Source organism: Streptomyces sp. NPDC048523 (assembly GCF_043199815.1).
Classification (GTDB): Bacteria; Actinomycetota; Actinomycetes; order Streptomycetales; family Streptomycetaceae; genus Streptomyces.
Window position 1 is genome coordinate 301,361 of record NZ_JBICWQ010000002.1, and the last position, 24,307, is coordinate 325,667.

Annotated in this window: 19 protein-coding genes; 13 read left to right on the plus strand and 6 right to left on the minus strand. The window is 72.0% G+C overall.

Annotation, left to right across the window (positions count from 1 at the left end):
• Positions 1-56: 56 nt before the first annotated feature.
• Together ACGFWE_RS10330 and ACGFWE_RS10335 are read left to right on the plus strand one after the other, a co-directional pair.
• On the plus strand, positions 57-1,823 hold the full coding sequence (locus ACGFWE_RS10330) for a phosphatidylglycerol lysyltransferase domain-containing protein (protein WP_393599251.1): 1,767 nt from the start codon (positions 57-59) through the stop codon (positions 1,821-1,823).
• 10 nt (positions 1,824-1,833) lie between these two features.
• Positions 1,834-2,526: a hypothetical protein gene (locus ACGFWE_RS10335; RefSeq protein ID WP_352383039.1), complete on the plus strand. Its 693-nt coding sequence runs from the start codon at positions 1,834-1,836 to the stop codon at positions 2,524-2,526.
• 42 nt (positions 2,527-2,568) lie between these two features.
• On the opposite strand, the gene ACGFWE_RS10340 is transcribed toward ACGFWE_RS10335, so the two are convergent.
• A complete protein-coding gene (locus ACGFWE_RS10340; RefSeq protein ID WP_352383041.1) occupies positions 2,569-3,327 on the minus strand; it encodes a hypothetical protein in 759 nt (252 codons plus the stop codon).
• A 73-nt stretch (positions 3,328-3,400) separates the two neighbouring features.
• Between ACGFWE_RS10340 and ACGFWE_RS10345 the strand changes: the two genes are divergently transcribed.
• Positions 3,401-4,183, plus strand: a complete 783-nt coding sequence (locus tag ACGFWE_RS10345; protein ID WP_352384312.1) for an adenosylcobinamide-GDP ribazoletransferase — start codon at positions 3,401-3,403, stop codon at positions 4,181-4,183.
• Here ACGFWE_RS10345 and ACGFWE_RS10350 read toward each other — a convergent pair.
• Entirely contained in the window at positions 4,180-4,983 is an 804-nt protein-coding gene (locus ACGFWE_RS10350) for an endo alpha-1,4 polygalactosaminidase (protein ID WP_393599254.1), read from the minus strand. The two genes, ACGFWE_RS10345 and ACGFWE_RS10350, sit on opposite strands and share 4 nt — an antisense overlap.
• A 194-nt stretch (positions 4,984-5,177) precedes the next feature.
• On the opposite strand from ACGFWE_RS10350, the gene ACGFWE_RS10355 reads away from it, so the two are divergent.
• The 7 genes from ACGFWE_RS10355 to ACGFWE_RS10385 all read left to right on the plus strand — a co-directional run bounded on the left by ACGFWE_RS10355 (position 5,178) and on the right by ACGFWE_RS10385 (position 16,568).
• Entirely contained in the window at positions 5,178-6,704 is a 1,527-nt protein-coding gene (locus tag ACGFWE_RS10355) for a leucyl aminopeptidase (RefSeq protein ID WP_393599256.1), read from the plus strand.
• Positions 6,705-7,016: 312 nt separating this feature from the next.
• A complete protein-coding gene (lpdA, locus tag ACGFWE_RS10360; RefSeq protein ID WP_352383044.1) occupies positions 7,017-8,405 on the plus strand; it encodes a dihydrolipoyl dehydrogenase in 1,389 nt (462 codons plus the stop codon).
• A 69-nt stretch (positions 8,406-8,474) separates the two neighbouring features.
• On the plus strand, positions 8,475-10,277 hold the full coding sequence (gene sucB / locus ACGFWE_RS10365) for a 2-oxoglutarate dehydrogenase, E2 component, dihydrolipoamide succinyltransferase (RefSeq protein ID WP_393599258.1): 1,803 nt from the start codon (positions 8,475-8,477) through the stop codon (positions 10,275-10,277).
• 244 nt (positions 10,278-10,521) lie between these two features.
• Entirely contained in the window at positions 10,522-11,145 is a 624-nt protein-coding gene (locus ACGFWE_RS10370) for a GntR family transcriptional regulator (protein ID WP_352383048.1), read from the plus strand.
• Between the two features lie 1,037 nt (positions 11,146-12,182).
• Complete coding sequence (gene aceE, locus ACGFWE_RS10375; RefSeq protein WP_352383050.1) at positions 12,183-14,885, plus strand: pyruvate dehydrogenase (acetyl-transferring), homodimeric type; 2,703 nt, start codon at positions 12,183-12,185, stop codon at positions 14,883-14,885.
• 113 nt (positions 14,886-14,998) lie between these two features.
• Complete coding sequence (locus tag ACGFWE_RS10380; protein ID WP_393599261.1) at positions 14,999-15,973, plus strand: helix-turn-helix transcriptional regulator; 975 nt, start codon at positions 14,999-15,001, stop codon at positions 15,971-15,973.
• A gap of 76 nt (positions 15,974-16,049) precedes the next feature.
• Complete coding sequence (locus tag ACGFWE_RS10385) at positions 16,050-16,568, plus strand: DUF4240 domain-containing protein (protein ID WP_393600186.1); 519 nt, start codon at positions 16,050-16,052, stop codon at positions 16,566-16,568.
• Positions 16,569-16,595: 27 nt separating this feature from the next.
• Here the strand turns inward: ACGFWE_RS10385 and ACGFWE_RS10390 are convergent, their stop codons facing one another.
• Positions 16,596-16,814: a hypothetical protein gene (locus tag ACGFWE_RS10390; protein WP_352383053.1), complete on the minus strand. Its 219-nt coding sequence runs from the start codon at positions 16,812-16,814 to the stop codon at positions 16,596-16,598.
• A gap of 107 nt (positions 16,815-16,921) precedes the next feature.
• Entirely contained in the window at positions 16,922-17,767 is an 846-nt protein-coding gene (locus ACGFWE_RS10395; RefSeq protein ID WP_393599263.1) for a peptidoglycan recognition protein, read from the minus strand.
• Positions 17,768-18,354: 587 nt separating this feature from the next.
• Between ACGFWE_RS10395 and ACGFWE_RS10400 the strand changes: the two genes are divergently transcribed.
• Positions 18,355-19,539 (plus strand): MarP family serine protease, encoded by a 1,185-nt coding sequence (locus ACGFWE_RS10400; protein WP_393599265.1) that lies wholly within the window; start codon positions 18,355-18,357, stop codon positions 19,537-19,539.
• A gap of 107 nt (positions 19,540-19,646) precedes the next feature.
• On the opposite strand, the gene ACGFWE_RS10405 is transcribed toward ACGFWE_RS10400, so the two are convergent.
• Positions 19,647-20,135, minus strand: a complete 489-nt coding sequence (locus ACGFWE_RS10405) for a GNAT family N-acetyltransferase (protein WP_352383057.1) — start codon at positions 20,133-20,135, stop codon at positions 19,647-19,649.
• Between the two features lie 71 nt (positions 20,136-20,206).
• Here ACGFWE_RS10405 and ACGFWE_RS10410 point away from each other — a divergent pair, with 71 nt between their 5' ends.
• Both ACGFWE_RS10410 and ACGFWE_RS10415 read left to right on the plus strand, forming a co-directional pair.
• Positions 20,207-21,100 carry a TIGR01777 family oxidoreductase gene (locus ACGFWE_RS10410; protein ID WP_393599268.1) on the plus strand — a complete coding sequence of 298 codons (894 nt, stop codon included), beginning with the start codon at positions 20,207-20,209 and terminating at the stop codon, positions 21,098-21,100.
• Between the two features lie 202 nt (positions 21,101-21,302).
• Entirely contained in the window at positions 21,303-22,742 is a 1,440-nt protein-coding gene (locus tag ACGFWE_RS10415; RefSeq protein WP_352383061.1) for an NAD(P)/FAD-dependent oxidoreductase, read from the plus strand.
• A 100-nt stretch (positions 22,743-22,842) separates the two neighbouring features.
• Here the strand turns inward: ACGFWE_RS10415 and ACGFWE_RS10420 are convergent, their stop codons facing one another.
• On the minus strand, positions 22,843-24,279 hold the full coding sequence (locus tag ACGFWE_RS10420; protein ID WP_393599270.1) for a regulator: 1,437 nt from the start codon (positions 24,277-24,279) through the stop codon (positions 22,843-22,845).
• Positions 24,280-24,307: the final 28 nt, after the last annotated feature.

A 24,307-nucleotide genomic window follows, 5' to 3' on the forward strand; every position in this document is an offset into this window, starting at 1 on the left:
GACAGGTGAGTGCCCTTGCGACGGAATCGCCCGTGCAAGGGGCATGATCGCCCTTCATGGGAGATGTCCGGGTTGCACCCGTTCGGAATGTCCGCCGGTCCACCGGTGCCTCACGACGGGCCGCCGGGTTCGCCGTCTGGTACCTGCGGGTCGTCGCGTTCGTCAACTTCCTCAGCGCGGTGTGGGTCTCGCTGGGGCAGGACGTGCGACGGCACAACCAGGAGGACTTCTTCACGCCGTATCTGCTGACGGCGGGCTTCGCCTCCGGGGTGTTCACGGCCTTCCTCGCGATCACCATGCGGCGGCGCAAGCGGGCGGCGTGGATCCTGAACCTGGTGCTGTCGGGGGCGTTCCTCGCGCTGTTCGTCCTCGCGATGGCGTTCCCGGAGATCCGGCGGTACGCGCAGAACTGGATCTCACTCGGTCTCACGGCCGCGTTCGTCGCCGCCCTGCTCGCCGGCCGGCGGGAGTTCTACGCCAAGGGCGACCGGTCCAATCCGCGGCTCGCCGCCGCCGTGGCCGTGGGCGGGCTGCTCGTGTCCTCGCTGCTGGCCGCGCTGCTGGTGACCGCCACCAACAAGGCGTCCAGGTCCTCGTCCTTCGGGGAACGGTGGTGGTACGGAACGCTGCGGCTGGTCTCCGTCGCCGCCGACGACTCCCGCTTCGACGGGATCCTGACGCCGAACTGGGTCAACGTCGCCATCAACGTGCTCAGCACGGTCCTCGTCCTCGCCGTCCTCTACGCCGCCTTCCGCTCCCGGCGGGCGGTCGACCCGCTCACCGAGGACGACGAGCGGCGGCTGCGGCAACTGCTGGAGCGCCACGGGGAGCGGGACTCGCTCGGGTACTTCGCGCTGCGCAGGGAGAAGAGCGTCGTCTGGTCGCCGACCGGGAAGGCGGCCGTGACCTACCGGGTCGTCAGCGGGGTCTCGCTGGCCTCCGGCGATCCGATCGGCGACCCGGAGGCCTGGCCGGGGGCGATCGAGCCGTGGCTCGCCGAGGCACGAGAGCACGGGTGGCTGCCGGCGGTGATGGGGGCAGGCGAGGACGCGGGGACCGTGTACGCCCGGCACGGACTGAACGCGCTGGAGCTGGGTGACGAGGCGATCGTCGAGGTCGCCGAGTTCACGCTGGAGGGGCGGGCGATGCGGACCGTCCGGCAGGCCTACAACCGGGTCAAACGGGCCGGGTACACGGTACGGATCCGGCGCCACGAGGACATTCCCGCCGAGGAGATGGCGGCTCTCGTACGGCGGGCCGACGACTGGCGGGACGGGGCCACCGAGCGCGGGTTCAGCATGGCGCTGGGGCGGCTCGGGGACCCCGAGGACGGCCGGTGCGTGGCGCTGGAGTGCAGCGATGCCGAGGGTGAGCTGAAGGCGGTGCTCTCCTTCGTGCCGTGGGGGCCGCACGGGCTGTCCCTCGACCTCATGCGCCGGGACCGCGACGCGGAGAACGGCCTCATGGAGTTCATGGTCATCGAACTGCTGAACCGGGCCCAGGAGATCCGGATCACCCAGGTCTCGCTCAACTTCGCGATGTTCCGTTCGGTCTTCGAACGTGGTGCACGTCTTGGCGCCGGGCCGGTGCTGCGGCTGTGGCGGTCGCTGCTCAGCTTCTTCTCCCGCTGGTGGCAGATCGAGTCCCTGTACCGGGCCAACGCCAAGTACCGGCCCATCTGGGAGCCGCGGTTCCTGCTCTTCGAGAAGAGCGCGGACCTGCCGCGCATCGGCATCGCCTCGGCGCGCGCGGAGGGGTTCCTCGAGGTGCCGGGACTGCCGGGGTGGCTACGGCGCCGGGAGCACCTCAGTACGCACAGATGAGGACCATGGGATGAAGAGGGTCGCCCGCTGGGCCCGCGCGGAGTGGGGGCCGCTGTACGTCACCGTGCGCGGGCCGTTGCTCCGGCGGGGGTGGCGGGCGGTCCCCCTGGCCCTGGCGGCCGTGTGTCTGACGGCGGCCCTGCACTTCGTGCACAACCAGTCGTGGGGCTACGGCTTCGTCCAGGACGTCGGTGCGGTACGCGCCGCGGATCCCCTCTGGCTCGCCCTGCTCCGCACTCCGCTCTCCCTGTTCGTGCCGGCCCTGGACCTGCCGGTGTGGGGTGCGCTGGCGCAGCTCCTGTTCGTGTTCGGGATCGCCGAGATCTGTCTGGGCCGGTGGCGGACTCTCGCTCTGGCCTACGCGGCCACGCTCGCCGGGACGCTGTACGCGCGCGTGGGCATCTGGCTGGGCCCCGACAGCCCACTCGGCCTGCCCGCCTCGGACGCCCACGTCGTCGACACCGGGCCGTCGGCGGCCGTGGTGGGCCTCGCCGTCTTCCTCGGCCTGCGCTACGGCGCGCGGGTCACCGCGGGTGCCGTGATCGCGGCGATGGTGGTCGAGGTACTGGTGAAGGAGAACCTCGCCGGCAAGGAACACATGGCGGCGATCGCGGCGATGCTGATGCTGTGCGCGATCCCGGCGGAGCGTCGGCGGCGGGCGAGGGAACGGGTCCGGACGGACCTGCCGCCGTCAGGACGGTGAGGGGACCGGCAGACAGCCGTTTCACACAGCCCTCGCGGTGCGTCAGCGGCGTTCCAGTGACGGGGTCGGGTCCGGTTTGCCGCCGATCAGGTCCTGGAATTTTCGGCGGGGGCCCGACCAGCGTCTGTCCCGGCGGTAGGCGCGCAGGACGGCCCGGGCACGGGCGCGCGGGCGGCGGCGGTAGAAGCGGCGGGCCCAGGGTGAGCCGGGGCGGGCCAGGCGGAGGACGCCGATCAGGCCGACGAGCGGGACGATCACGCTGAAGATCGCCATCCGGGTCTTGCCCTTGAACAGGACGAGCATCGCGAAGAGGAAGTTGATCACCACACTGGTGATGACGCCGCCCCGGTCCTGGGCCTCCTCCTGCGTCACGTCGTTGACACCGAACGGCGAGAATCCCGCGAGCATCAGACCGACCAGCGCCGCGGTGAGGACGACGACCTCGACGCTCTTGCGGCCCTCCTCGCTCCAGTACACGTCGTCGAGGTGCAGGATCAGCGCGAACTCGTCCAGCACCAGACCCGCGCCCATCCCGAAGACGACCGCGCACAGCCCCGCCACGAAACCGTGCCGCCCGCTCGTGACCGCGCCGAAGCCGCCGACGATGGTGAGGACGACTCCGGGCACCACGTGGTGGATGTGCACCCCTCCGGTGCTGACGTTGCCGAAGGGACCCTTGCCCGCCCGGATGAGCCGGGTGATGACCCGTGTGATCAGGAAGGTCAGCACGAACGCGGTCAGGGCGAGGAGCAGCGGCAGCTTGCCGGGTTCCACGATGTTGCGGTGCAGCCAGTGGCCCATGGAACCAGTCTCCGGTCGGCGGGGGCGGGCCGCCCGGCGGCCGGGGCGTCCGGGCTACCCTGCCGACGTGTCCATGACCCTGCCCCCGCTCGACGGCCTCCGCTTCGCCTTCGGCACGCTCAGCGTGCTCCCCGTGAAGGTGACCCGCTGGGACCGGGAGGCGGCGCGCGCCGGAATGCTGTGCGCGCCCCTGGTGGGGCTGGTGCTGGGCTGCGGGTCGGCCGCGGTGGGGCTCCTGCTCCTGTTGCTCGGTGTCTCCGCGCCGCTCGCCGCGGTCGCCACGGTGGCCGTACCCGCCGTCCTCACCCGGGGCCTGCACCTCGACGGCCTCGCGGACACCGCCGACGGCCTGGGCAGCGGCAAGCCCGCCGAGGACGCCCTGCGGATCATGAAGCAGTCGGACATCGGCCCGTTCGGGGTGATCACCCTCGTCCTCGTGCTCCTCGCCCAGGTGGCCGCGCTCTCACAGATGTACGGCGACTCCTGGGCGCGGGGTGCGACAGCCGCGGTGGTCTCGGCGACGGCCGCGCGCCTGGCCCTGACACTCGCGGCCCGCGCCGGAGTCCCGCCGGCCCGGCCGGAGGGGCTGGGGGCCACGGTGGCCGGGGTCGTCCCGGTGCGGGGGGCGGTGCTCACGGCCGCCGCGGTGACCCTGGGGGCGGCCGCGGTGGGGGCGCTCTTCGGGTTGTACGACGTCGTCCGCGCGGTTCTCGCGGTGGCCGCCGCCGTGGGCGTGGCCGAGCTCGTGCTGCGGCACTGCACGCGCCGCTTCGGCGGAGTGACCGGGGACGTGTTCGGCGGGCTGGCGGAAACGGCGGCCACGACGGCGCTGGTGGTCCTGTCGATGACGTTCTAACAGGCCTTCCGCCACGACCCGAGCTCGTACTTCTTCAGCATCGAACTCAGCTTCAGCCGCCGGGACTCGGCGCAGAAGCGGCTGGTGGGGAGTTCGTACTCGACGTGGAAGACCGCCTTGCCGGCCTTGATGAACGGCTCCATGTCCCCGCACTCGCCGTACTGCGCGCACTGCTCGTTGACCGCGAAGTCGAAGTCCCCCACCAGCGCCGGGATCTGGTCGAGGTCGTTCTTCAGGCCGACCGACATGCCGCGCTCGTGGGCCAGTTCGGCGAGCAGGCGGTTGTAGCGGAGCTGGTCCGCCGCCGTCAGCGGGAAGCCCGTGCGGTTCCGGTAGCCGTCCATGTTGTCCGGCTCCACCGCGTCGAAGCCCTTCTCGCGGCACATGTCGAGGCGGTCCGCCATCAGCGGTTCCAGGACGTCCGTGGCGCGGATGTCGAGCCAGCGCTCCCCTTTCCAGCCGTTGCCGCGCCCGATCACCGACTTGGGGAAGTCTCCGGCGTCGGGGCGCCAGTCCTCCCACGCGCCCGTGGAGAGGTAGCAGATGACCTTGCGGCCTTCACGGTGGAGCGACGACACCACCGCCTTCGGCTGGTCGAAGCCGTCGATGTCGTACACCGGCACGTCCACGGAGGTGTCGACGCGGCCGGTCAGCTGCCACTGCCAGGCGATGCCGGGGCGGGGCCGCCAACGGGAGTCCCCTGACCCGGAGTCGGGGGCGGAGTGAGGGGTGGAGCGAGGGGCGGTCGAGCATCCCGTCGCCAGGAGGAGCAGGGTCACGAGCAGGAGGCGGCGTATCAAGAGGTGGGCTCCAGGGCGTGCGGCGAACGATCGGCGGCCGACCCGAGCGTAGGCTCTTCCCGGGTGGTCGCCGACAGGGGTGAAGGCCCCGATCGGGATCCGTGTTCGGACACGAAATAGGGTCGGCCGTCGGGCCCGGTCGACCCACCCGCTCGACCCAGACAACCTCACATCGGAAGCGAGAATTCACCACCGTGACTGCTCTGACTCTCAGCACCTCCGCGGCGCCCGGCCTGCGGGCCGACGCGATCGTGATCGGTGTCGCCAAGGGCGTGAAGGGCCCGGTCGTGGCGCCGGGCGCCGAATCCGTGGACAAGGCCTACGACGGCAGGCTCGCCGGTGTCCTGGAGACCCTCGGTGCCTCCGGCGCCGAGGGCGAGGTGACGAAGCTGCCCTCTCCCGCCGGCCTCAAGGCCCCTCTCGTGGTGGCGGTCGGCCTGGGCGCCGAGCCCGAGAAGGACTCCTCGTTCGCCGCGGAGACGCTGCGCAAGGCCGCCGGTGTCGCCGCCCGCACGCTGACCGGCGCGAAGAAGGCCGCGTTCGCGCTGCCACTCGCTGACGCCGCCGACCTCGGCGCGGTCGCGGAGGGCGTGCTGCTCGGGGCGTACTCCTTCGACGCCTACAAGGAGAACGCGAAGGACCCCAAGGCCAGGAACGGCAAGGCGCCGCTGGCCGAGGCCGTGCTGCTGGGCGGCAAGCCGCGCGACGCCGCGTACAAGGCCGCGCTCGCCCGGGCCGTCGCGGTCTCCGAGGAGCTCAACCGCGCGCGCGACCTGATCAACATGCCGCCGAACGACCTGGACCCCGCTGCCTTCGCCGCGATCGTGCAGGCCGCGGGCAAGGAGCACGGCCTCAAGGTGCAGGTGCTCGACGAGAAGGCCCTGGAGAAGGGCGGCTACGGCGGCATCCTCGGCGTCGGCGCGGGCTCGGCGTCGGGGCCGCGACTGGTGAAGCTGTCGTACACCTCGTCCAAGGCGAAGAAGCACCTCGCGCTGGTCGGCAAGGGGATCACCTACGACTCGGGCGGTATCTCGCTGAAGCCGGCGGGCCACAACGAGACGATGAAGTGCGACATGAGCGGGGCGGCGGCGGTGTTCGCGGCCGTGGTCTCGGCCGCGCGGCTGGGCCTCGAGGTCAACGTGACCGGGTGGCTGGCGCTCGCCGAGAACATGCCGTCGGGGTCCGCGACGCGCCCCGGTGACGTGCTGCGCATGTACAGCGGCAAGACGGTGGAGGTGCTCAACACCGACGCCGAGGGCCGGCTGGTGCTCGCGGACGCCCTGTGGGCGGCGTCGGCGGAGAAGCCGGACGCGATCGTGGACGTGGCGACGCTGACCGGGGCGATGATGCTCGCGCTGGGCAGCCGGACGTTCGGGATCATGGCCAACGACGACTCCTTCCGTACGGCGGTGCACGAGGCCGCGGAGGAGGTCGGGGAGCCGGCGTGGCCCATGCCGCTGCCGGAGCACCTGCGCAAGGGGATGGACTCCCCCACCGCCGACATCGCGAACATGGGCGAGCGGTTGGGCGGTGGCCTGGTCGCCGGACTCTTCCTGCGGGAGTTCGTGGGCGAGGGCATCCCGTGGGCGCATCTCGACATCGCGGGGCCGGCGTTCAACGACGGTGGCCCGTTCGGGTACACGCCGAAGGGCGGGACGGGGTCCGCGGTGCGTACGTTGGTGCGGCTGGCGGAGCTTGTCGGCTCGGGTGACCTGGGGTGATGGTCGCCTAAGAGCTCGATGCCATCGGTTGTGTGGCGTCCATAGGGGCGTGGGGCTGGTCGCGCCCACGCGGCGGAGCCGCATATGGCTACAGCCCCGCGCCCCTTGCGTGTCTCACATGAACCCTTCTTCTCATGTGAGCGTGTGGTGTCTCACACCCCGGCCCGGCGTCTCGTTCAGTGCTGACAAGTGCGAAGATGGGGCTCGGCAGGACAGGGCCCCCACACAGGGCCGAAGAAAGAGCGGCCGGACACCAGCCGCCGCCCGGTCACTGGAGACCGGCGTACGGCGCACATGCATGGAGGACGTGACGTGGCGAACGACGCCAGCACCGTTTTCGACCTAGTGATCCTCGGCGGTGGTAGTGGCGGTTACGCCGCGGCCCTGCGCGGGGCGCAGCTGGGGCTTGACGTCGCCCTGATCGAGAAGGACAAGGTCGGCGGTACCTGCCTGCACCGGGGATGCATCCCCACCAAGGCCCTGCTGCACGCGGGCGAGATCGCCGACCAGGCCCGCGAGAGCGAGCAGTTCGGTGTGAAGGCCACCTTCGAGGGCATCGACATCGCCGGGGTGCACAAGTACAAGGACGGCGTGGTCGCCGGCCTGTACAAGGGCCTGCAGGGGCTCGTCGCCTCCCGCAAGGTGACGTACATCGAGGGTGAGGGCCGGCTGTCGTCGCCGACCTCCGTCGATGTCAACGGTCAGCGCGTCCAGGGCCGCCACGTGCTGCTCGCGACCGGCTCCGTGCCGAAGTCGCTGCCGGGCCTGGAGATCGACGGCAACCGGATCATCTCCTCGGACCACGCCCTCGTCCTGGACCGCGTGCCCAAGTCCGCGATCATCCTGGGCGGCGGTGTCATCGGCGTGGAGTTCGCCTCCGCGTGGAAGTCCTTCGGCTCGGACATCACCATCATCGAGGGCCTCAAGCACCTCGCTCCTCTCGAGGACGAGAACTCCTCCAAGCTTCTTGAGCGCGCGTTCCGCAAGCGCGGCATCAAGTTCAACCTGGGCACCTTCTTCCAGAAGGCCGAGTACACCCAGGACGGCGTCAAGGTCACCCTCGCCGACGGCAAGGAGTTCGAGGCCGAGGTGCTGCTGGTGGCCGTCGGCCGCGGGCCCGTCTCCGCCGGTCTCGGCTACGAGGAGCAGGGCGTCGCGATGGACCGCGGCTACGTCCTGGTCGACGAGTACATGCGCACCAACGTCCCGACGATCTCCGCCGTCGGTGACCTGGTCCCCACGCTCCAGCTCGCGCACGTCGGCTTCGCCGAGGGCATCCTGGTGGCGGAGCGTCTGGCCGGTCTGAAGACCGTTCCGATCGACTACGACGGTGTCCCGCGGGTGACGTACTGCCACCCCGAGGTCGCCTCCGTGGGCATCACCGAGGCCAAGGCCAAGGAGATCTACGGTGCGGACAAGGTCGTCGCTCTGAAGTACAACCTGGCGGGCAACGGCAGGAGCAAGATCCTGAACACCGCGGGCGAGATCAAGCTCGTCCAGGTGAAGGACGGTGCCGTGGTCGGCGTCCACATGGTCGGCGACCGCATGGGCGAGCAGGTCGGCGAGGCCCAGCTGATCTACAACTGGGAAGCGCTGCCGGCCGAGGTCGCCCAGCTCATCCACGCCCACCCGACGCAGAACGAGGCGCTCGGCGAGGCGCACCTGGCCCTCGCGGGCAAGCCGCTGCACGCGCACGACTGATCCCTCGGTCCACGAACGCGACTCCGCGACGACACAGACTTCCGCAATTCGTAAGGAGCAACCGAAACCATGGCGGTTTCCGTAACCCTTCCGGCGCTCGGCGAGAGCGTCACCGAGGGCACCGTCACCCGCTGGCTGAAGGCCGAGGGTGAGCGTGTAGAGGCCGACGAGCCGCTGCTCGAGGTGTCGACCGACAAGGTCGACACCGAGATCCCCTCCCCCGCCGCCGGTGTCCTGGCCTCCATCAAGGTCGCCGAGGACGAGACGGTCGAGGTCGGCGCCGAGCTGGCCGTGATCGACGACGGCACCGGCGCCCCCGCCGCCGAGCCGGCCCCGGCCGCCGAGCCGGTGGCCGAGCCCGCCCCCGAGCCGGCCCAGGCCGCGCCCTCCACCGAGCAGGCCGCCCCGGCGCCCGCTCCCACCGCCGAGTCCGCTTCCGGCGGCGGCTCCGCCGAGGGCACGGACGTCGTCCTGCCCGCGCTCGGCGAGTCCGTCACCGAGGGCACCGTCACCCGGTGGCTGAAGGAGGTCGGCGACTCCGTCGAGGCCGACGAGCCGCTGCTCGAGGTCTCCACGGACAAGGTCGACACCGAGATCCCGGCGCCCACCTCCGGTGTGCTGCTGGAGATCGTGGTCGGCGAGGACGAGACCGCCGAGGTCGGCGCCAAGCTCGCCGTCATCGGCGCCCCGGGTGCGGCTCCGGCCGCTGCCCCGGCCCCCGCCGCTCCCGCCCCGGCCCCGGCTGCCGAGGCCCCCGCCCCGGCCCCGGCTCCGGCTCCCGCACCTGAGGCGCCCGCCCCGGCTCCGGCCCCGCAGGCACCCTCGGCTCCGGCGCCGCAGCAGCAGACGGCTCCGGCGCCCGACCCGGCGCCCGCCGCTCCGGCTCCGGCTCCCGCCCCGGTCACCCCGGCCCCGGCGCCCGCCGCGACCTCCGGTGACGACGGCGCCTACGTGACCCCGCTGGTGCGCAAGCTCGCCGCCGAGCACGGTGTCGACCTGTCGTCCGTCAAGGGCACCGGCGTCGGTGGCCGTATCCGCAAGCAGGACGTCATCGCCGCCGCCGAGGCCGCGAAGGCCGCCGCCGCTCCGGCTCCGGCCGCTGCCGCCGCCCCGGCCGCCGCCAAGAAGGCGCCGTCCCTGGAGGCCTCTCCCCTCCGTGGCCAGACCGTCAAGATGCCGCGCATCCGCAAGGTCATCGGCGACAACATGGTCAAGGCGCTGCACGAGCAGGCGCAGCTGTCCTCGGTCGTCGAGGTCGACGTCACCCGGCTGATGAAGCTGCGCGCCCGTGCCAAGGACGCGTTCGCGTCGCGTGAGGGCGTCAAGCTCTCCCCGATGCCGTTCTTCGTCAAGGCCGCGGCCCAGGCGCTGAAGGCGCACGCGCCGGTCAACGCCAAGATCAACGAGGGCGAAGGCACGATCACCTACTTCGACACCGAGAACATCGGTATCGCGGTGGACTCCGAGAAGGGCCTGATGACCCCGGTCATCAAGCACGCGGGCGACCTCAACCTCGCCGGCATCGCCAAGGCCACGGCGGAGCTCGCGGGCAAGGTCCGCGCGAACAAGATCACGCCCGACGAGCTGTCCGGCGCGACCTTCACCATCTCCAACACCGGTTCGCGCGGTGCGCTCTTCGACACGATCATCGTGCCGCCGGGCCAGGTCGCGATCCTCGGCATCGGTGCCACGGTCAAGCGTCCGGCGGTCATCGAGACCGAGGAGGGCACGGTCATCGGCATCCGCGACATGACCTACCTGACCCTCTCCTACGACCACCGTCTGGTGGACGGCGCCGACGCGGCCCGTTACCTGACCGCGGTCAAGGCGATCCTGGAGGCGGGCGAGTTCGAGGTCGAGCTCGGTCTGTAAGCCTCTTCGCTCCTACGGTGCCCCCGTCCGGTTTCCGGTCGGGGGCACCGGCGTTTGATCACCGGGGTGTCAGTGCGCCGAACGCGACACTTCTCGGTGTCGTGGGGTTCCGTGACTTGACAGAAGCCGTGCGGCTGGGAGCGTGTAAGCCTCGTCTCACCTGCATGAAAGCGCCCCCGTGCGCCCCTCCCGGACGGGCCCTCGGCCTTATTGTCTTTACGTCAAACGCCCTTAAGGAGCTCTCATGACCGCGCCCGTCGTCCACTCGCTGCGCGAACAGATCCGCGAGCACATCGTGGAGGGGATCGTCAGCGGGCGCTGGCAGCCGGGCGAGCGGATCGTGGAGCGCCGTATCGCCACCGAGCTGGAGGTCAGCCAGACGCCGGTGCGGGAGGCGCTGCGCGAGCTGGAGTCGCTGCGGCTGATCGAGTCCGCGCCGAACAAGGGCGTACGGGTGCGGAATCTTACGGCGGCCGACCTGGAGGAGAGCTACCCGGTCCGGGCCGGTCTGGAGGCGATCGCGGCGGAGCTGGCGGCGGAGCGGCTGGCGCGGGACTGCTCGGCCCTGGAGCCGCATGTCGCCGCGCTGTACGAGGCGGACCGGGACTCCGACGGCACCGGCCAGGTGCGGCACACGGTGGGTTTCCACCGGGAGCTGGTGCGGGCGGCCGGCAACTCGGTGCTGCTGCACACGTGGGAGGGCCTGGGCATCGAGGTGTTCACCGCCCTGTCGATCCGCTGGTTGGGGACGGTCCAGCAGTCGTACGCGGAGGAGCACGAGGAGCTGGTGGCCGCGTTCCGGAGGCGGGACCCTCGGATCGCCGACATCGTGAAGTCCCACGTCCTGGGCTGCGCCCCAAGGGCCTGACGGCCGGTTCGGCACCGCCGCAACTGAGCACGACCAGCCCGAGCGAGCACCGTCGCGACTGAACAACACGGTGGCCGAACACGGTGGACCCGACCCCGGTCGCGGCCAAGCACCATCGCGGCGAACACCACCTGGCCCGAGCAGCGTCCCGGCCAAGCACCACCGTGGTGAACACCGCCCGCCCCAATCAGCGTCACGGCGAACACCACCCGGCCCGAGCACCGCCACGGCCATCACCACCGCGGCCGAGCACCACCGGCCCAAGCAGCGTCACGGCGAGCACCACCCGGCCCCGAACACCGCTAAGCCAAGCCCCACGCCGCCAAGCACCGCCCGGCTCGAGCACCGTCGCGAGTGAACACCACCCGGCCGAACACCGCCGGACCCGAGCACGGTCGCGGCCGAGCACCACCCGGCCCAAGCAGCGTCACAGCGAGCACCACCCGGCCCCAGCACCGCCAAACCAAGCACCACCGCCGCCGAGCACCGCCAAGCCAAGCACCACCGCGGCCGAGCACCGCCACGCCAAGCACCACCGCCGCCGAGCACCGCCAAGCCAAGCACCACCGCGGCCGAGCACCGCCACGCCAAGCACCACCGCGGCCAAACCGCCGGACCCGAGCACCACCAGCTCCGAGCACCGTCCCGGCCGACCACCACCGCGCCCCAGCACCGCCAGGCCGAACGCTCCCGAGGACCACCAGGCCGAACCACCCGACCTCAAGCACCACCGCGCCCGAGAACACGGGACGCCCCAAGACGTTGCCGCACCCGAGCGCGCCTCCGCTCAGACGGCCTCCGACCTGCAAAAACCCGCGGCTCCACAGTCACCCGGTGCCACCGCCGGAGGCACCCCGTGCCTACTTTCTCGTCATCGAGAAGTTTTGCCTCTCAACCCTTTGATCGATCATCGATCAGCAAGTTAGAGTCGCCGACGGGCCCTTACCGGGGCCCTCCGCCCTGTCCTGCCAAAGACAAAGGGCACCCCCGAACCCTTACCGATGAGGGAACCCCCTTCGACTGAGGAAGGCGGCGACATGACCGACCCCAATGCCATCCAGGCCAGCGAGCTCGACCAGCTCCCCGACCGGGACCCCGAGGAGACCGCCGAATGGCAGGCCTCCCTGGACGCGGTCGCCAAGGCGGCCGGCCCGCACCGTGCCGCGTACCTGATGCGCCGCACGCTGGAGAGGGCGGAGGGCAACGGCATCGCGCTGCCGAAGCTCCTCGAGACCGACTACGTCAACACCATCCCCACCGCCGCCGAGCCGGGCCTGCCCGGTGACCCGGCGATGGAGGCCCGCATCACCGCGTGGAACCGCTGGAACGCGGCCGCGATGGTCACCCGCGGCTCCAAATACGGCGTCGGCGGCCACATCGCCACCTTCGCCTCCGCGGCCTGGCTCTACGAGACCGGCTTCAACCACTTCTTCAAGGGCAAGGAGGCCGACGGGTCCGGCGACCAGCTCTACATCCAGGGCCACGCCTCCCCCGGCATCTACGCCCGCGCCTTCCTCGACGGCCGGCTGACCGAGCACCACCTCGACAACTTCCGCCGCGAGTCGGGCGGCGACGGCCTCCCGTCGTACCCGCACCCCCGCCGCCTGCCCTGGCTGTGGGAGTTCCCGACGGTGTCGATGGGCCTCGGCCCGCTCTCCGCGATCTACCAGGCGCGCTTCAACCGCTACCTGACGGCCCGCGGCATCAAGGACGTCTCGCAGTCCCACGTCTGGGCCTTCCTCGGCGACGGCGAGATGGACGAGCCCGAGTCCACGGCGGCACTCGCACTGGCCTCCCGTGAGGGCCTCGACAACCTCACCTTCGTCATCAACTGCAACCTCCAGCGTCTCGACGGCCCGGTCCGCGCGAACTTCAAGATCGTGCAGGAGCTGGAGGCCCAGTTCCGCGGCGCCGGCTGGAACGTCGTGAAGTCGCTGTGGGGCAACGCCTGGGACGAGCTCTTCCAGCTCGACACCACGGGCGCGCTCGTACGACGGCTCCGCGAGGTACCCGACGCGCAGGTGCAGACGTACCAGACGCGCGACGCCGCCTACATCCGCCAGGACTTCTTCGGCAAGGACCCGGCGCTCGTCGAGATGGCGAAGCTGCTGTCCGACGACAAGATCCTCGAGTGTTTCCACCTCTCCCGCGGTGGCCACGAGGCGCGCAAGGTGTACGCCGCCTACAAGGCCGCCGTCGAGTTCAAGGGCGCGCCGACCGTGATCCTGGCCCAGACGGTCAAGGGCCACACCCTCGGCGAGGGCTTCGCGTCGAAGAACGCCAACCACCAGATGAAGAAGCTGACGGTGGACGAGTTCAAGACCATGCGCGACCTGCTCGAACTGCCCATCAAGGACAGCGACTTCGTCGACGGCGTGGTGCCCTACGGCCACCCGGGCGCCGACTCCCCCGAGGTCCGCTACCTCCAGGAGCGCCGGGCCGCTCTCGGTGGTCCCGCGCCGGCCCGCCGAGTGCACCCGGTGGCCCCGCTGCCGGCCCCGGCGGAGAAGACGTTCGCCTCCTTCGACAAGGGCTCGGGTACGCAGAACGTCGCGACGACGATGGCCTTCGTACGGCTCATCAAGGACCTGGTCCGCGACAAGGAGACCGGCAGGCGCTGGGTGCCGATCGTCCCCGACGAGGCGCGCACCTTCGGCATGGAGTCGCTGTTCCCGTCGCTCGGGATCTACTCCCCCAAGGGCCAGACGTACGAGCCGGTCGACCGCGACCAGCTGATGTACTACAAGGAGGCCACCAACGGCCAGATCCTCAACGAGGGGATCACCGAGGCCGGTTCGATGGCCGACTTCATCGCCGCTTCGACGTCGTACGCGACGCACGGCGAGGCGATGATCCCGTTCTACATCTTCTACTCGATGTTCGGCTGGCAGCGCACGGCCGACCAGATGTGGCAGCTCGGCGACCAGCTGGGCCGCGGCTTCCTCGTCGGCGCCACGGCGGGCCGTACGACGCTGACGGGCGAGGGACTGCAGCACGCGGACGGGCACTCGCCGGTGATCGCGGCGACGAACCCGGCGGCGCTGACGTACGACCCGGCGTTCGCCTACGAGGTCGCCACGATCGTGCGCGACGGCATCCGCCGCATGTACGGCGAGGCGGCCCCCGGCGAGGACCCGAACGTCTTCTACTACCTGACGGTCTACAACGAGCCGCTCCCGCAGCCCGCCAAGCCGTCCGGCCTCGGTGTCGACGAGGGCATCGTCAAGGGCCTGTACCGCTTCAACACGGCGGAGTCCGCGGGACTTTCCCCGGTCGCGAACGCCCCCCGCATCCAGCTGCTCGGCTCCGGCACGGCGATCCACTGGGTCCTGAAGGCGCAGCGGATGCTGGCCGAGGAGTGGGGCGTGGCGGCCGATGTCTGGTCCGCCACCTCCTGGACGGAGCTGCGCCGCGACGCGTTGGAGGCCGACGCCGGCCTGCTGCGCGGCGAGGAGCGGATCCCGTACGTCCGTCAGGCGCTGCACGGTGCCGAGGGTCCGGTGCTCGCGGTCTCCGACTACATGCGCCAGGTCCCCGACCAGATCGCGCAGTGGGTCGAGCAGGACTGGTCCTCGCTCGGCGCGGACGGCTTCGGCCTCTCCGACACCCGCGAGGGCGCCCGCCGCCACTTCGGTGTCGACGCCGAGTCGGTCGTCGTCGCGGCCCTGGCCCAGCTGGCCCGCCGCGGCGAGGTCAAGGCGACGGCGGTGAAGGAAGCGCGGGAGAAGTACGGGCTGTAAGCGCCTGGACTTCGATGCTTTAGCTTCGATGCTTTCGCTTCGATGTTTTCGGTGAAGGGGTACGGCTGCCGCCGTGCCCCTTCGCTGTCAGTGGGCCCCGGCATCATGGCCGTATGCGTGCTGCCCGGCTCATCAAGATGGTGCTGTTGCTCCAGTCCCGGTCCTCCATGACCGCCGCCGACCTGGCGCGCGAGCTGGAGGTGTCGGAGCGGACGGTGACGCGGGACGCGCAGGCGTTGTCGGAGGCCGGGGTTCCGGTCTACGCCGACCGGGGGCGGGCCGGCGGGTACCGACTGATCGGCGGGTACCGGACCCGGCTGACCGGGCTGGCGCGCAGCGAGGCCGAGGCGCTGTTCCTGTCCGGGGTGCCGGGGGCGCTGCGCGAGATGGGGCTGGAGGACGCCGCCTCCGCCGCCCGGCTGAAGGTGTCCGCCGCGCTGCTCCCCTCCCTCAGCGACGCCTCCCGTACGGCCGCTCAGCGTTTCCATCTCGACGCGCCCAACTGGTTCACCGAGCCGAAGTCCCCCGAGCTGCTGCCCGCCGTCGCCGACGCGGTGTGGGACGACAGACGGGTCGACGCGCGCTACCGCGGCCGGGAGGGCGAGGTGGAGCGTGACCTCGAGCCGTACGGGCTCGTGCTCAAGGCGGGCGTCTGGTATCTGTGCGCACGGATCCCGGACGGCGGTTCCTTCCGGGTGTACCGAATCGACCGTTTCACGGCGGTGACGGCCGGCGAGGCCCGCTTCGAGCGCGACGAGGAGTTCGACCTGCCCGGCTTCTGGGCGGAGCGCGCCGAACAGTTCGCGCGCTCGATCCTGCGGGCCGAGGTCGTCGTACGGCTGTCCGGGGCGGGGGCGCGCGGACTGCCGTACGCCGTCGATCCCGCCGCGGCCCGGGAGGTGCTGGCGGCGGCCGGGCCGCCGGACGGCGACGGGTGGGTGACGGTGACCCTCCCGGTGGAGTCCGAGGAGGTCGCCCACGCGCAGCTCGCGTCACTGGGGCCGGAGGTGGAGGTGCTGGCCCCGGAGAGCCTGCGGGCGCGGTTCGCGGGGGACGCCGTACGTCTGGGGAGGCTGTACAGGACGTGAAGACCCTGTTCGGGACATAACAATCCGCCGCACTCCACGTGCGCCGCACCCTTCCAGGCCCGATGCTGGACCCGTGATGGACGAGACGGAGTTCTGGGAGCTGGTGGACGCCACCCGCGAGGCCGCCGAGGGCGACCCCGAGGAACAGGCCGACCTGCTCGTGGAGCGGCTGCTGGCGCTGGACCCGGACATGGTCCTCGACTTCGCCCGTCACTTCGAGGCCCGCTTCAACCGCGCGTACACCTGGGACCTGTGGGGCGCCGCCTGGATCCTGCTGGACGGGGCGAGCGACGACGCCTTCGACTTCTTCCGGTGCTGGCTGATCGGCCAGGGCCGTGAGGTGTACGAGGGCGCGGTGCACGACCCCGACTCGCTCGCCGACCTGCTGGCCGACTTCGACGAGGAGATCGACGGCGACGGCGAGGAACTGGGCTACGCGGCCGACGAGGCCTATGAGCAGCTCACCGGTACCGTCGCTCCCGACCTCGGCATCCCGCCCGCGGCCTCCGAGCCGCTCGGCGCGCCGATCGACCTGGAGAGCGACCGGGTGCTGGCGGAGCGGTATCCCAAGCTGTGGGAGCGGTTCAGGGGCTGAGTTCCCGTCACACCGCTCGTGCTGCGTTCAGGCCGCCGTGCCGGCCCTGCGCCGGGTCGTGTCCGTCGGGATGTACGCCTGCGTCTGGTCGGCCTTCACCGCATGGTGCATCGGGGCCGCGTTGGCCTGGTCGAGCGCGGACGCGGTGACGGCGGCCGGGCCGAGGACCACGGCGACGACGGCGCAGACGACCGCCCAGGGGCCGCGGGTCCTGCTGCTCAGGGTGCTCATGTGACTGCTGTTCATTTCTTCCCCACCTCCGTCAGTGCGTGTGCATGACCATAGGGCGGCTGTTTCGGCGTGATCCTTGAGTGGCCTACGAGAACCCTGTGAGAGCTCGCCGACCCGACGGGTCACGTCCTGCCCTGGAGGCGGGCCGCCCGCCGTCTGATCTCGGGCAGCAGGGCTCTCAGCGCCGCGCCGGGACAGGTCGTCATGTAGGCGGCGCCGTGGCCCGCGAGGGCGGGCAGCGCCGCGGTGGTGCCGGCGGTGTAGCGGCTGGCGCTGTTGCTGGAGGTGAGACGGACGGTGCTGCGCGGGTCGATGCCGGCGAGGCCGAGCTTCCAGGCGACCAGGGCGGCGATCGCGTCGGTCATCGCCCGCGGGACGGTGACGCCCGCGGTGAAGGTGCCGAGGGCGGCGATGCCGGCCGTGCGGTGGTTGAAGCCGAGGGTGTGGGCGCCGGTGACGGGACGGTCGACGCCGCCCGCACGGCCCTCGTAGATGGTGCCGCAGCGGTCGACGAGGAAGTTGTAGCCGATGTCGTCCCAGTCCCGGGCGCCGGTCTGGCCGGCGGCCAGGTAGCGGATGATGCGGGGCGCGTCGGCGCAGTCGTAGTCGTTGGGCGAGTCGGTGTGGTGCACGAAGACCGCGAGGACCTTGTCGTCGTAGTCCGGGGGCGGCGGCGTACGGGCGGCGGTGTTCGCCTCCCCGTCGACGGCCCACACCGACCTCGGCACGATGTGCGGCCTGCTCGCGGCGTGCGTCACGGTCTTCTGCCGGGCCACCGCCCCACTCCGCGCGGACCGGACGGAGACCGCGTCCTCGATACCGGTGACACACAGCACCAGAACGAGGACGACGGCGAGGCCGGGGAGACAGGCGAGGAGGGGGTGGGGGGCGGGTGGAACGGGGGGTGAGAACTGGTCGACGGACGCGGGGTTCGCGGGCTGTACGGAGGGTGATCCCCCCGGTGTCACGGGCCCCGAAGGAAGCGCCCGCTCCGCAGAGCCCCCGGAGGGCGGGGCGTCCGAGGCCGCAGGTCCCTGCGACGCCGCCCGCTCGGCGGGGCCGGCAGGCGACGGGGGCCGGGCCGGCTGGGCCGTATGTCGGTCGGAGGCCGTTGGCTGGGGGCCGGACCATGGGCTCGCCGAGCGGGGTGCGTCCGAGGGCGGGGCCGGCTGCTCGGCGGGGTCGGCAGTCGGCGTCGCGGAACGGGCCGCAGGCGTGGGAGTCACGGAGGGGGGCGCGTCTGACGGTGCGGCCGGGGCGCGGCCGGAGGGCAGGGCTTTGCGGATCGCGAGACCTATGCGGCTCGCGTGGCGTATTCGGGGCGCCCGCCGTCTTCGCGGTCCCCGCGATCTTCGGACACGCATGCTCCCACTGTCGGACGTATTCGCCCCGCCCGCGATGTGTGCTGTGCCACGCGGTGGAACCATCGTCCGGGTCCGCGACGTTTTTCCAGGTGCACGCACGCGTACCGCCGGGAACCGGCCACGCGTGCGTGTAGCTGATCACTGGACGCCTCGCCTGCGTACTGAAGGTTCCGAGAGAGAAGGGCGGCTCCGTGGACGTGCTGGACATCCTGCTGTTGCTGGTGATCGCCGCCTATGCGGCCTCCGGCTACCGGCGCGGCCTGGTGGCCGGCTGTGTCTCGTTCGCCGGTTTCGTGGGCGGCGCGGTCGTGGGCGTGTGGGTGCTGCCGTGGATGATGGACCTGGTGACACCGGGGAGTACGGCCGCGACGGTGACCGCGGTGGCGACCGTGCTGGTCCCGGCCGCCGTGGGGCACGAGCTGGCCGGACGCCTGGCGCTCAGGCTGCGCCGGGAGCTGGACCAGGGCCCGCTGAGAGTCGCCGACGGCGTCGGCGGGGCCGCCGCCAACTCCGTGGCCGTGCTCATCGTCGCCTGGGTCGCCGCGAGCGTCCTGGGTGCGTCCTCGTCCCCGCTGGTCACCACGGCCATCCGGGACTCCGCCCTGCTCGGCGCCGTCCAGGACTCCATGCCGGAGACCACGCCGAACTGGTTCTCCCGGGCCACCTCCGCCCTCACCGAGGCGGGCTTCCCGCAGGTCTTCAACCCGTTCGAGAACGAGTCGACGGCCGAGGTCGCGAGGCCCACCGGCGACAGCGTCACGGCCGCCGCCACCAACGCCGCCAAGCTCAGCACCGTCAAGATCGAGGGCGCCTCCGGCACCCAGGGCCGCGAGGGCAGCGGCTTCGTGTACGCGCCGCAGCACGTGATGACCAACGCCCACGTGGTGGCCGGCATCGACGCCCCCGGCGTCCGGATCGGCGGGGTCGGACAGGTGTACGAGGCACGGGTGGTGCTGTTCGACCCGGACCGGGACGTGGCCGTGCTGTTCGTCCCGGATCTGCGCGCACCGGTGCTGCGCTTCGACCAGGGCGCCGCGCGCGGCGACTCCGCGGTGGTCGCGGGCTATCCGCAGGACGGCGACCTGAACCTGCAGGCGGCCACGGTCGCCAACCGGGTGAAGGCGACCGGGCAGAACATCTACAGCGACGCCACCGTGACCCGCGAGATCTACTCGATCCGCTCCACCGTCCGCCCCGGCAACTCCGGCGGCCCTCTGCTGACCACCACCGGCAAGGTCTACGGCGTGGTGTTCGCCCGCTCCACCTCCGACAACGAGACGGGCTACGTCCTGACGGCCGACGAGGTCGCGGGCGACGCCCAGAAGGCGGCGGACGCCACGTCACCGGTGGACACGGGCGAACTGGTCACGTCATAGCGCGGCCGGCTCCCGGATGATGGGGCCACGGTCCCGCACGGCACTCCGGAGGCACCCGTGCCCGTCCTCTTCCTGATCTCCTACGACCGCGCCGGCCGACCAGGTCCTCAGAGTCGGCGCCCCATGAGTACGTCGTCGACGTACTCCCCGGCCAGCAGGAACTCCTCGGGCAGCACGCCCTCGACCGTGAAGCCCTCGGACTCGTAGAGCGTGCGGGCCGGGGTGTTGTGGCCGAGGACGCGCAGGGTGAGACGGCGGGCGCCCCGGCGGCGGGCCTCGTCCGTGACCGCGCGGATCAGGGCACGGCCGACGCCCCGGCCCCGGGCCTCCTCGCTGACGGCCAGGCCCTGGATCTGGCGTACATGGGCGTTCGCTTCGACCGGCGTCGGGAAACCGAGAAGGACGTATCCCAGGATGCGGCGGTCGGCCTCGGCGACCAGGCAGTCGTCGGGACCGTGGTGCTCGCCGAAGAACGGCCGGTAGGGAGGCTGCTGCTGCGGCGAGACCGCGTGCAGGGGCGACCAGGTCGCACGGTCGAGACGGGCCAGCTCCTCTTCGTCGTCGGGGAGGGCACGGCGTATGGACAGCTCGGACATGACCGCCACCCTACGGCGGGACAACCGGAACCAGACATCGCTCTTACGCACCCACCAGGCAGGATGAGATCATGGAACATTCAAGAATCGCGGTGGCCGGGGCGTCCGGACTGATCGGCTCGGCCCTGGTGGGTTCCCTCACCGCGGACGGGCACGAGGTGGTGCGGCTGGTGCGCCGGGAGCCCCGGGACGGCAGCGAGGTCCGCTGGGACCCCGAGGCCGGACGGGTCGACACGGCCGGGCTCGCCGGATGCGACGCCGTGGTCAACCTCGCCGGTGCGGGGGTCGGTTCGCGGCGCTGGACCGAGGAGTACAAGAAGCGGATCCGCGACAGCCGGGTGAACGGCACGACCGCCCTCGCCCGGGCCGTCGCCGCCCTGGACGAGCCCCCGCGGGTCTTCGTGAACGGCAGCGCGATGGGGTACTACGGCGAGACCGGCGACCGGATCGTCGACGAGGACTCGCCGGCCGGCCAGGGCTTCCTGCCCGAAGTGTGCGTGGAGTGGGAGGCGGCCGCCGCACCCGCGCAACAGGCGGGCGTACGGACCGCGTTCACCCGCACCGGCCTGGTGGTGGGCCGCGGCGGCGGGGCCTGGGGCAGGCTGTTCCCGCTGTTCAAGGCGGGGCTCGGCGGGCGGATGGGCGACGGCGGTCAGTACTGGTCGTTCATCGCGCTGCACGACGAGGTCGCCGCGATCCGCCACCTCCTGGAGACCGACGGGCTGTCCGGACCCTTCAACCTCACCGCCCCGGAGCCCCGGACGAACCGTGAGATCACCGAGGCCATGGGCCGCGTGCTGCACCGGCCGACGCTTTTCACCGTCCCCGCGCCGGTCCTGCGGGCCGCGCTCGGCGAGATGGCCGGGGACGTGCTGGGCAGCGCACGGGTGCGGCCGAGGCGACTGCTGGAGTCGGGGTTCACGTTCGCGTTCCCGGACATCGAGGGCGCGATCCGGGCGGCCTGAGAAACGCGCCGGGCCGCGTGCGGCCGTACGACATCCTCGGCGACCGTCCGTGACGACATGCGACCGGTGTGCGACCGTGCTCTGCTGATGCGCGACTGTTCCTGACCGGTCGCGGCCCTACCCTCGACCCGAACTCGGGTATCCCCGGAGCCTGTTGGGGGCATGACGTTCCCACCGGCCGCGCAACCTCGAGGAGGGGCACGTGCTTGAGCCCGCGTACCAGGCGGACGTCGTGATCGTGGGAGCCGGGGTCGCCGGACTCTCCGCGGCACATCGGCTGACCAGCCAAGGAGTGAGCGTCGCGGTGGTGGAGGCCGCCCCCTGCGTGGGCGGCCGCATGTCGACCGAGAAGGTCGACGGCTTCCGGCTCGACAGGATCGGACAGTTGCTGTCCACGGCGTATCCCGAACTACGCCTGACCCCCGGGCTCGACGGGCTGGTCCTGCGCCCGTTCGCGCCGGGGGTCCTGCTGCACGGAGACGGGCGCCACCACCGGGTGGACGCTCCGGCGGGCGCCCGGAGCGCGAGGGGCGCACTGCGTGCGGTACGCGCCCTGGCGAGCGCCCCTCGGGGGGTGCCGGGACCGGGGCTGGTGGCCGCGTCCCGGAGGGCCGCATTCCGGCGGGCCGCGTTCCGGGTGCTGCCGGGTGCCGGTCAGGGGACGGCGTCCCGGGTGGCCCGAGGAGTCGCGCCGCTCGGCGGTGCCGTCGATCAGGCCCGGCTCGGTGCCGCCCTCACCCGGTTCGCCAACGTGCCGGTCGAACGTCTCCTCGCCCGTCCCGACCTGCCCGCCGGGCAGGCACTCGCGGCCCGGGGGCTGCCCGCGCGCACCGTCGACGGGTTCCTGCGTCCGCTGCTCGCCGCGCTGCTGTGCGACCCCGCGCTGACGACGTCCAGCCGGTGCGCCGACCTGGCGCTGCGGGCCTTCGCGGGCGGGCGGCTGTGTGTGCCGGAGGGGGGCGCGGAGACGCTTCCGGAGCTGCTCGCCCAGACCCTGCCGGCGGGGACCGTGCACACGGGAGTGCGGGTCACGTCCGTCGCGACGACCTCGGTGACCACGGCCGAGCACGGCGAGATCCGATGCCGGGCGGTGCTGCTGGCGACGGACGCGCGCACCGCGGCGGAGCTGTTGCCGGGGTTGCGGGTGCCGGACTTCCACCCGGTGACGGTCGTCCACCACACGACGGACGACCCGCCCCGCACGGGTTCCGCGCTGCTGCTCGACGCCGACCGGGGCGGCCCGGTGGCCCACACGGCGGTGATCAGCGAGGTCGACCCGAGCCGGGCTCCCTCGGGCCGGGCCCTGATCTCCTCGACGGTCCTGGGCACCCCTCCGGCGGATCTGGAAACGGCCGTCCGCACCCATCTGGCCCGCCTGTACGGCACCCCCACCCACCGCTGGGAGACCCTCGCGGTCCACCACACCCGGGACGCGGTCCCGGCCATGCCCGCCCCCCACGACCTGCGCCGCCCGGTCCGCCTCCTGGCCGGCCTGTACGTCTGCGGCGACCACCGCGACACGAGCACGGTCCAGGGGGCATTGCATTCGGCCCACCGCGCAACGACGGCAATCCTGAAGGACCTGGGCGCAGCGGGCTCAATGCACCGAGCAGACCCGATTCCTACGGCTCAGGCAGCGTGACGGCCCACCCGCGCCCCTTCAGGGGCGCGGGGAACTGCGCGACGAGCCACGATGGCGCCGCACCCGCCACCGGACAGTCGAAGTCACGGCGAGGCGGCCCCTATCCCAGCGCAGCGACCTTGTCCCGGTAACTCCGAACCGGCGCCGCATCCTTGTACGGCTCCAACCGCCGCTCGAAGTCCCGCACATACTCCACCGCCCGCACCGACCGCATCTCCGCCGCCTGCCCCGCGGCCTCCGCGGCCAGCGAACAGGCCTGGTCCAACTCCCCCAGCCCCAGCCTCGCAGAGGCCAGCACCACCCGGCAGAACAGCCGACTCCGCGCATACGCCGGCGCGCGCAACTGCAGGGAGCGCTCGGCGTGTTGCGCCGCCGCCCGGAACTGCTGCAGGTCCCGGTGGCAGTGCCCGAACTCGTCGGCCAGCTGCGCCTCGTCGAAGAACCGTGCCCAGTGGGGGACCTCGTCGCCGGGCCGCGCCGCCTCCAGGGCCCGTTCCGCGCGGACCAGCGACCCCGTGCACGCCCGCACCTCCCCCAGCACCCCGTGCCCCCGCGCCTCGGCCGAGTGCAGCAGCGCCTGCACGACCGGCGGGGCCGTCGTACCGACGCCCTGCTGGGCCACTCGCGCGAGCTGGGTCGCCTCCCGGCCGTGCCCCAGATACACGGCCTGCCGGCTCATCGTGACCAGCACATACGCCCCGTACCCCCGGTCCCCCGCGGCCTGCGCGAGCCGCAACGCCTGCACGAAGTACCGCTGTGCGAGTCCGTGCGCGGCGATGTCGTACGAGGTCCAGCCCGCGAGCCGGGTCAGGTCCGCCGCCGCGGCGAACAGTCTGCGTCCGGTGGTCTCGCCGTAGGTGCCGCGCAGCATCGGCTCGCACTCGTGCTCCAGGTAGCGGACCAGGGCCTGCCGGGCGTGGCCGCCGCCGTACTGGTCGTCGAGGGTGCGGAAGAGCTCGCCGACCGAGGCGAGCGCCGCGATGTCGCCCCCGGTGACCTTCTGGCCGGGTCCTCGTTCGGCGTGGCCGCGCTGCCGGGGCACCACCGGGCGCCCTTGGGGAGGGACCCGGATGGGAGGCTCGCCGCGGGCGACCCGGTCGTCGGGGCGGCCGATCAGCCAGTCGCGGCTGGGGACGACCAGCCCGGCCGGCGTGAAGGCGATCTTGCGGAGTTCGGCGTGACTGCCGGAGTCCTTGCGCCACAGGCCGCTGACGATGTCGACGGCCTCCTCGGGGCCCGCGGCGAACTCGAGCCCGGCGTAGACGGGTGCGCAGGCGTCGAGGCCGAGGTCCTGCGCGGAGAGCCGCCGTCCGAGCCGGCGGGTGAAGACCTCGGCGATGAGGGCGGGTGTGGTGCCCCGGGGCTGCTGTCCGCGCAGCCACCGGGTCACGGAGGTCTTGTCGTATCTGAGATCCAGCCCGTGTTCGAGACCGAGCTGGTCCACGCGTCGGGCGAGACCCGCGTTGGAGAACCCCGCTTCTGCGATGAGCGCGGCGAGCTGTCGGTTGGGAGTGCGCTGCGCGGGTCGTTCCGTCATCTGCGGTGCGGTCTCCTGCCTTTCGGGC